Source organism: Streptomyces sp. CO7 (genome assembly GCF_053474865.1).
This window is the reverse complement of sequence record NZ_JBRIOU010000014.1, coordinates 23,250-30,254: the sequence shown is the minus strand read 5'-3', so window position 1 is coordinate 30,254 and position 7,005 is coordinate 23,250. Positions and strand designations below refer to the sequence as shown.

8 protein-coding genes are annotated in these 7,005 nt (G+C 74.4%); 2 read left to right on the top strand and 6 right to left on the bottom strand.

Going from position 1 to position 7,005, the window contains the following annotated elements:
• Positions 1–50 precede the first annotated feature (50 nt).
• Both ACOV8S_RS30510 and ACOV8S_RS30505 read right to left on the bottom strand, forming a co-directional pair.
• Entirely contained in the window at positions 51–266 is a 216-nt protein-coding gene (locus ACOV8S_RS30510; protein WP_448321724.1) for an I78 family peptidase inhibitor, read from the bottom strand.
• A 291-nt stretch (positions 267–557) separates the two neighbouring features.
• Positions 558–1,178 carry a LysM peptidoglycan-binding domain-containing protein gene (locus ACOV8S_RS30505; RefSeq protein ID WP_448321723.1) on the bottom strand — a complete coding sequence of 207 codons (621 nt, stop codon included), beginning with the start codon at positions 1,176–1,178 and terminating at the stop codon, positions 558–560.
• 337 nt (positions 1,179–1,515) lie between these two features.
• On the opposite strand from ACOV8S_RS30505, the gene ACOV8S_RS30500 reads away from it, so the two are divergent.
• Positions 1,516–2,337: a hypothetical protein gene (locus ACOV8S_RS30500; protein ID WP_448321722.1), complete on the top strand. Its 822-nt coding sequence runs from the start codon at positions 1,516–1,518 to the stop codon at positions 2,335–2,337.
• Between the two features lie 166 nt (positions 2,338–2,503).
• On the top strand, positions 2,504–2,983 hold the full coding sequence (locus ACOV8S_RS30495; protein ID WP_448321721.1) for a hypothetical protein: 480 nt from the start codon (positions 2,504–2,506) through the stop codon (positions 2,981–2,983).
• A gap of 89 nt (positions 2,984–3,072) precedes the next feature.
• Here ACOV8S_RS30495 and der read toward each other — a convergent pair whose 3' ends face one another.
• The 4 genes from der to ACOV8S_RS30475 all read right to left on the bottom strand — a co-directional run.
• Positions 3,073–4,548, bottom strand: a complete 1,476-nt coding sequence (gene der / locus ACOV8S_RS30490) for a ribosome biogenesis GTPase Der (RefSeq protein ID WP_448321720.1) — start codon at positions 4,546–4,548, stop codon at positions 3,073–3,075.
• A gap of 58 nt (positions 4,549–4,606) precedes the next feature.
• Positions 4,607–5,305: a lysophospholipid acyltransferase family protein gene (locus ACOV8S_RS30485; protein WP_448321719.1), complete on the bottom strand. Its 699-nt coding sequence runs from the start codon at positions 5,303–5,305 to the stop codon at positions 4,607–4,609.
• Positions 5,302–5,994 (bottom strand): (d)CMP kinase, encoded by a 693-nt coding sequence (gene cmk / locus ACOV8S_RS30480; protein ID WP_448321718.1) that lies wholly within the window; start codon positions 5,992–5,994, stop codon positions 5,302–5,304. Before cmk ends, ACOV8S_RS30485 begins: the two co-directional genes overlap by 4 nt.
• A 144-nt stretch (positions 5,995–6,138) precedes the next feature.
• A partial coding sequence (locus ACOV8S_RS30475) for a prephenate dehydrogenase (RefSeq protein WP_448321717.1) occupies positions 6,139–7,005 on the bottom strand: 867 nt, incomplete at its 5' end.

The window sequence follows — 7,005 nt, the reverse complement described above, 5'->3', positions numbered from 1 at the left end:
CCCGGACGCCCTTCCCGCGCCCGGTGGAGCGGGGCCCCACGGGCGTCCGGTCAGCCCTTCCAGCAGCGGACCACCCGCCCCCCGTCGACCTCGAAGTTCAGCCGGCCCACGCGGTACTCCAGCGTGATGATCGCGCCCGGCGGCAGCGTGCGGACCGTCTGCCAGCCGCGCTCACGCGCCCGGCGTTCGGCCTCCTCGGCGTCCGTACCGACGTAGGCGTCGGTGGAGTCCTGGGGCTCTTCGCCCGGGGTGGGAATCGATGCCATGACCGCCACGCTAGGCGGTGCCCGTCCCGCGGGAAAGCCCGGCGCGAAGATCGCCGTCAAAGCTCCCCTGTCACACTTCTGTCACGGATCGCCCCTAGGCCACCGGCCCTGTCGCGTCACCCGTTCGAGCGATCCGCACGGGTATCCGGAACTGCGCCGATATCCTTTTCCGCACCTTTCGCAACTCCGCGGCCCGGGGCCCTCGGAATGGACGCGGACGACCGCCGGAATTCGCTCCGCCGGCATTGCCGCACCTGCCCGCGGAACGGGCGGAAATGGCTGGAAATCAGCTCACGCCTCTTCCAGCGGCGGGCCGAACAGCTCACCGGCCGCCTTGCGCGCGGCGCCCGCCGGAAGCCTCAGGAAGGTCCCCGCGATCAGCCGGGCGGGGTCCTCGCCGAGCAGGGAGCGGTTGAGCTTGTACAGGGTCCGCCAGCCGCCGGCGACCCGGTACTTCCTGGCCACCGACGCCAGCGTCTCGCCGCGCTTCACCACGTGCATCCGCCCCTTGAGCCCGTACCGCGCCGAGCAGACCGGCCAGGCGCCCCAGCCCTGCGAGGCGAGCACCTTCTCGGCGACCAGGATCTGCTGCCGCTTGGTGGCCAGGTCGGCCCGGGCGGCGTAGGCGCTGCCGCCGAAGGCCACCCAGGTGGAGTGCTTGAACTGCAGGCCGCCGTAGAACCCGTTGCCCGTGTTGACGTGCCAGCGGCCGCTGCTCTCGCAGTCGGCGACGCACTCCCAGGGCCAGCGGTCGGGCGGACACGGCCGGGGAGCCCGGGCCGGGGGGCCGGGCGCGGCCTCGGGGCCGGAGGACGGCGTGCAGGAGGCCAGGGAGGCCACAAGGGCGAGGAGAGCCGCGGAGGCGGCCGTCCGGACGGTCCGCGACCGCCTCATGATCGACACACGGGGCACCGGCCAAGGCTAGGGCGCGCCCCGGGCCGACCCTGCCCGCGCCGCGCCCGCGCCCGTCGCGCCCACCCCTTCGGCCCACCGTGCGCCCGCCTTCGCCCCGACCTCGCCCCGCCTTCGGCACCCTTCACCCGGCATCGGCCCGGTGTCCGTCCGGCTTTCGCCGGTGTCCGTCCGCCCACGGCGCGCGCCGCCCGGGCCCGGCCTGTCGGCCCCGGATTCGGATTCCCGTTCGCCGTCGGCCGTTACCCCCGCCCCGCGCGGTCCGTTGTTCCCAGAGCGAGCCGGGACGTCCCCGGCCCGCTTCCGTCCACCCATGTCCTTCCCGAGGGAGCCACCCGTGCCGCGCATGCTCGATGTCAGCGACGACGTACGCGCCGAGATCGGTGACGAAGAGGCCGACCGGCTGCTTGCCGGAGACAACGCCCCCGGCAGTTACGACTGCACCTCCTGCCGTACCCCCGGCGACACCGGCCAGGAGCACACCAGCACCGTCCTGTTCGTCGGTGACGAGACCGCCGTGCTCGCCTTCGCGCACGCCGGCTGCCTGCCCTCCCAGGTGGTGCGGGTGACCGACGAGCAGCTGCAGGGCGCCGTCCGTCAGGCCGGCGGTGTCCCCGAGCAGGCGCAGGCCCCGTCGCCGGCCCCCGCCCCGGCCGTCGACACCCGGGCCGCGCAGGCCGCGCCCGAGCAGGCCGTGCTGGGGGTGACCAGCGGGCTGGTGCTGATCAACGGCGAACTGCACGCCGCGATCGTGGTCGAGCCCACCTCGGCCATCGCCCGCCCGGGCAACACCGGCCCGGGCGACGAGTTCCTGCCGCTGCTGACCGAGCAGGGCTTCCAGCCGGTGGCGGACCTCAACCAGGTCCCGCCGGTGCTGCACGGGTGGTCGGTGCTGCTCGCCATGGGGCAGCTGCACGCGGTGCTGCAGCCGGGCGTGGGCGGCGGCGCGCCGGTCGCCTGGTGGCAGGCGCACCGCCCGCTGCAGGCCACCGACGGCTGGCGCACGGCGGCCAACAAGAACCAGCAGGTGCTGATGTTCGCCGCCCCGGTCGGCTCGATCGGCCGTCAGCCGCGTGAGGACCTGCTGCGCGGCGCCCTGGACCGCGCGGCGTCCAACGGTGTCCTGGTGGGTGCGGCGCTCCCCCTGGCGGGCATCTGAGGCCTGGGGCGACGGCCTCGTGCGCCCGGGCGCGGCCCGCCCGGCGTGCGCGGAGCGCACGGGGCCCGGTCGCGCACGCGCTTGAGTGGAGCTTCACTCCCTCGGGTGACCTGCGAATTCCCCGTGTTGCCCGCATCCGTTGGGCTGCGGGGTCGTTTGTCGTTACGTGCACGCTTACGAGGTATCCCGACGTCAGCCCTTCCCGTCCATCCCCTCCGCCCGCCCGGCGCATGCCGCGTACAGCCCGTCGTCGACGCCGATCTACGACGCCCTGTACGCGGAGTACGTGAAGTCCTTCCGTACCCTGCCCGGCGATCGCAGCGGCGAGGAGCGCCTCGCCTTCGGCGGCCCGTGGCGGTACGGACACGGCAGCGGCGGCGGCTTCACGGGCGGTTACGCCTCCAGTGCCTACGCGGCGCGGCACACGGCGGAGCCGCCGGCCCCCTCCCCCTGGCAGAGGGTCGGCAGGCTGGCTCCCGGCGGGGCGCGGCCCGACGCCGAACACGTACAGGATCCGTCCGGGGCCTCGCAGGACCCCACGGGCCCCGTCGAGGTCTCCTGGCAGCCCGGGCCGCCCGGCGGGCCGTCGGGGCGGCACAAGGCCCCTCAGGCGGCCCTGCCCCCGGCCCCCCGCGCGGCCGAGTGAGCGCCCGGCGGGTCACCGCGGACGACGCGAAGGGCGGCTCCCCCTGAGGGGAGCCGCCCTTCGGGCGTGTTCAGGCGTGACTCACGCGGTCACTTCTTCTTGGTGCCGCGCTTCTCGCGGACCCGGACCGAGATGTGGATCGGGGTGCCCTCGAAGTCGAACTCCTCGCGCAGCCGGCGCTCGATGAACCGGCGGTAGCCGGCCTCGATGAAGCCGGAGGCGAAGAGCACGAACCGCGGCGGCTTGGTGCCGGCCTGGGTGCCGAAGAGGATGCGCGGCTGCTTGCCGCCCCGCACGGGGTGCGGGTGGGCGGCCACCAGCTCGCCGAGGAAGGCGTTGAGACGGCCGGTGGGCACCCGGGTCTCCCAGCCGGCCAGCGCGGTCTCGATGGCGGGGACCAGCTTCTCCATGTGGCGGCCGGTGCGGGCGGAGACGTTGACCCGCGGCGCCCAGGCGACCTGGGCGAGCTCGGTCTCGATCTCGCGCTCCAGGTAGTAGCGGCGCTCCTCGTCGAGGGTGTCCCACTTGTTGAAGGCGAGGACGACGGCGCGGCCGGCCTCGACGGCCATGGTGACGATCCGCTGGTCCTGGACGGAGATGGACTCGGAGGCGTCGATCAGGATGACCGCGACCTCGGCCTTCTCGACGGCGGCGGCGGTGCGCAGCGAGGCGTAGTAGTCGGCGCCCTGCTGGAGGTGGACGCGCTTGCGGATGCCCGCCGTGTCGACGAACTTCCAGGTCACGCCGCCCAGCTCGATCAGCTCGTCGACCGGGTCGCGGGTGGTGCCGGCCATCTCGTTGACGACGACGCGCTCCTCGCCCGCCACCTTGTTGAGCAGGGAGGACTTGCCGACGTTGGGGCGGCCGATCAGGGCGATGCGGCGCGGGCCGCCGATGGCGGTTCCGAAGGACTGCTCGGGGGCCTCGGGGAGGGCCTCGAGGACGGCGTCCAGCATGTCGCCGGTGCCGCGGCCGTGCAGCGCGGAGACGGGGTGGGGCTCGCCGAGGCCCAGGCTCCACAGGTAGGAGGCGTCGGCCTCGCCGCTGGGGCCGTCGACCTTGTTGGCGCACAGCACGACGGGCTTGCCGGCCTTGCGGAGCAGGCGGACCACGGCCTCGTCGGTGTCGGTGGCGCCGACCTTGGCGTCGACCACGAAGACCACCGCGTCGGCGGCCTCGATGGCGTACTCGGCCTGGGCGGCGACGGAGGCGTCGATGCCGAGGACGTCCTGCTCCCAGCCGCCGGTGTCGACGACCTTGAAGCGGCGGCCGGCCCATTCGGCCTCGTAGGTGACGCGGTCGCGGGTGACGCCGGGCTTGTCCTCGACGACCGCCTCGCGGCGGCCGATGATGCGGTTCACCAGGGTGGACTTGCCGACGTTGGGGCGGCCGACGACGGCGAGGACGGGCAGCGGGCCGTGTCCGGCCTCGCCGATCGCGCCCTCGACCTCCTCGGCGTCGAAGCCCTCCTCGGCGGCGAGCTCCATGAACGCCGCGTACTCGGCGTCGCCAAGCGCCCCGTGCTCGTGCTCGGCCGAGCCGTCGGGCTGGATCTGGTCGTTCATGAAGTCGGTACCTCGTTGCTCATCGAATGGTCGGTGGCTCGCCCGCGCGGGGCTGCCACTACTCAAGTGTGACCCGGCGTCCGGTCAGACGCCTGGCCTTTTCCAGGTGTGCGGCGAGCCGCTCCTGGATGCGGACGGTCGCCTCGTCGAGCGCCGCGCGGGTGCGCCGCCCCGAACCGTCGCCCGCGTCGAACGGGTCGCCGAAGACGACGTCGACGCGGTGGCGCAGCGGGGGCAGCCCGGGTATGAGGCGTCCGCGCTTGTCCGCGCTGCCCAGCACCGCGACCGGCACGACCGGGGCGCCGCTGCGGACCGCGAAGTAGGCGAGGCCGGCCCGCAGCGAGGCGAAGTCGCCCTCGCCGCGGGTGCCCTCGGGGAAGATGCCGAGCACGCCGCCGGCGGCCAGCACGCCCAGGGCGTCGGTGACCGCCTTGCGGTCGGTGCCGGACCGGTCGACCGCGACCTGCCCGATGCCGCGCAGGAAGGGGTCCAGCGGGCCGACGAACGCCTCCTTCTTGATGAGGAAGTGCGTCGGCCGCGGCGAGACGCCCATGATCATGGGGCCGTCGAGCAGGTGGCTGTGGTTGACGGCGAGGATGGCCGCCCCGGTGGGCGGAACCTTGCCGGCGCCCAGCACGCGCGGGCGCCACAGGCCGTTCATCAGGCCGACGCCGATGCGCCGGCCGACCTCGGCCCCGCGCGGCGAGGGGGCGGCGGACCCGGAGGTCCTGCCGCTCCTGCCGGTCGCTCCGCTCACTTCGCGGCTCGCTTCTCCTCGACCAGGGTGACGACGCACTCGATGACCTGGGCGAGGGTCAGCTCGGTGGTGTCCACCTCGACGGCGTCGTCGGCCTTGGCCAGCGGGGAGGTCTTGCGGCCGGAGTCGGCGGCGTCGCGCTTGAGCAGCGCCTCGCGGGTGGCGGCGACGTCGGAGCCCTTGATCTCGCCGCTGCGGCGGGCCGCGCGGGCCTCCGGGGAGGCGGTCAGGAAGATCTTGAGGTCGGCGTCGGGCAGCACGGTGGTGCCGATGTCGCGGCCCTCGACGACGATGCCCCGCTCGGCGGAGGCGGCGATGGAGCGCTGCAGCTCGGTGATCCGGGTGCGCACCTCGGGCACGGCGGAGACCGCCGACACCTGGGAGGTGACCTCCTGGGTGCGGATCGGGCCCGCCACGTCGGTGCCGTCGACGTGGATGGTCGGGTTCAGCGGGTCGGTGCCCGAGACGATCTCCGGCTTCGCCGCGGCCGCGGCGATCGCGGCGGGGTCGGCGACGTCGATGTCGTTGGTCACCATCCACCAGGTGATCGCCCGGTACTGGGCGCCGGTGTCCAGGTAGCTGAGGCCGAGCTGGGCGGCGACGGCCTTGGACGTGCTCGACTTGCCCGTGCCGGAGGGGCCGTCGATGGCGACGATCACTGCCGGTGCGGTCCGGGCGGCGCTTTCCACGGTGGCGGACACCTTCCTGAGGCGGGGCTGTAGGGGCCGGGCGCGAACGCGCCCCCGACAAGGTTACCGGCCGATCGGGCTCATCCTTACGGGTGACCTGCCCCGCGGCTCCGCCCGCCGCCTCCCGCGCGGCCCGGGACCGGCTCAGGAGCGGACGGCCCAGCCGCGCTCGCGGAGCGACTGGGTGAGCACGGAGGCGCCCTGCGGCTCCACCATCAGCTGCACGTGGCCCGCCTGCTGGCCGGTGGCGTGCTCGATCCGGACGTCCTCGATGTTGACGCCGGCCCGCTCGGCGTCGGCGAAGATCCGGGCGAGCTGGCCCGGCTGGTCGGTGATGAGGACCACCACGGACTCGTAGACGCGCGGCGCGCTGCCGTGCTTGCCGGGGACCCGGGTCTGCCCGGCGTTGCCGCGGCGCAGCAGGTCCTCGACTCCGCCCGCGCCGTCCTTGCGGGAGGTGTCGTCCTCGGACTGCAGGGCGCGCAGGGCGCGGACCGTCTCGTCGAGGTCGGCGGACAGCTCGGAGAGCAGGTCGGCGACGGGGCCGGGGTTGGCGGAGAGGATGTCGATCCACATCCGCGGGTCGGACGCGGCGATCCGCGTGACGTCCCGGATGCCGCCGCCGCAGAGGCGTACGGCGGCCTCGTCGGCGTGCTCCAGGCGGGCGGCGACCATGCTGGACACCAGGTGCGGCATGTGCGAGACGAGGGCGACGGCGCGGTCGTGGGCGTCCGCGTCCATCACGATCGGCACGGCGCGGCAGAACGAGACCAGCTCGAGGGCGAGGTTCAGCGCCTCGGTGTCGGTGTCGCGGGTGGGGGTCAGCACCCAGGGGCGGCCCTCGAAGAGGTCGCCGGTGGCGGCGAGGGGGCCGGACTTCTCCTTGCCGGACATCGGGTGGGTGCCGAGGTAGGCGGTGAGGTCCTGGCCGGTGCCCCGCAGCAGCTCCTCCAGCTCGCGGCGGGGGCCGCCCTTGACACTGGCCACGTCCAGGTAGGCGCGGCCCAGGCC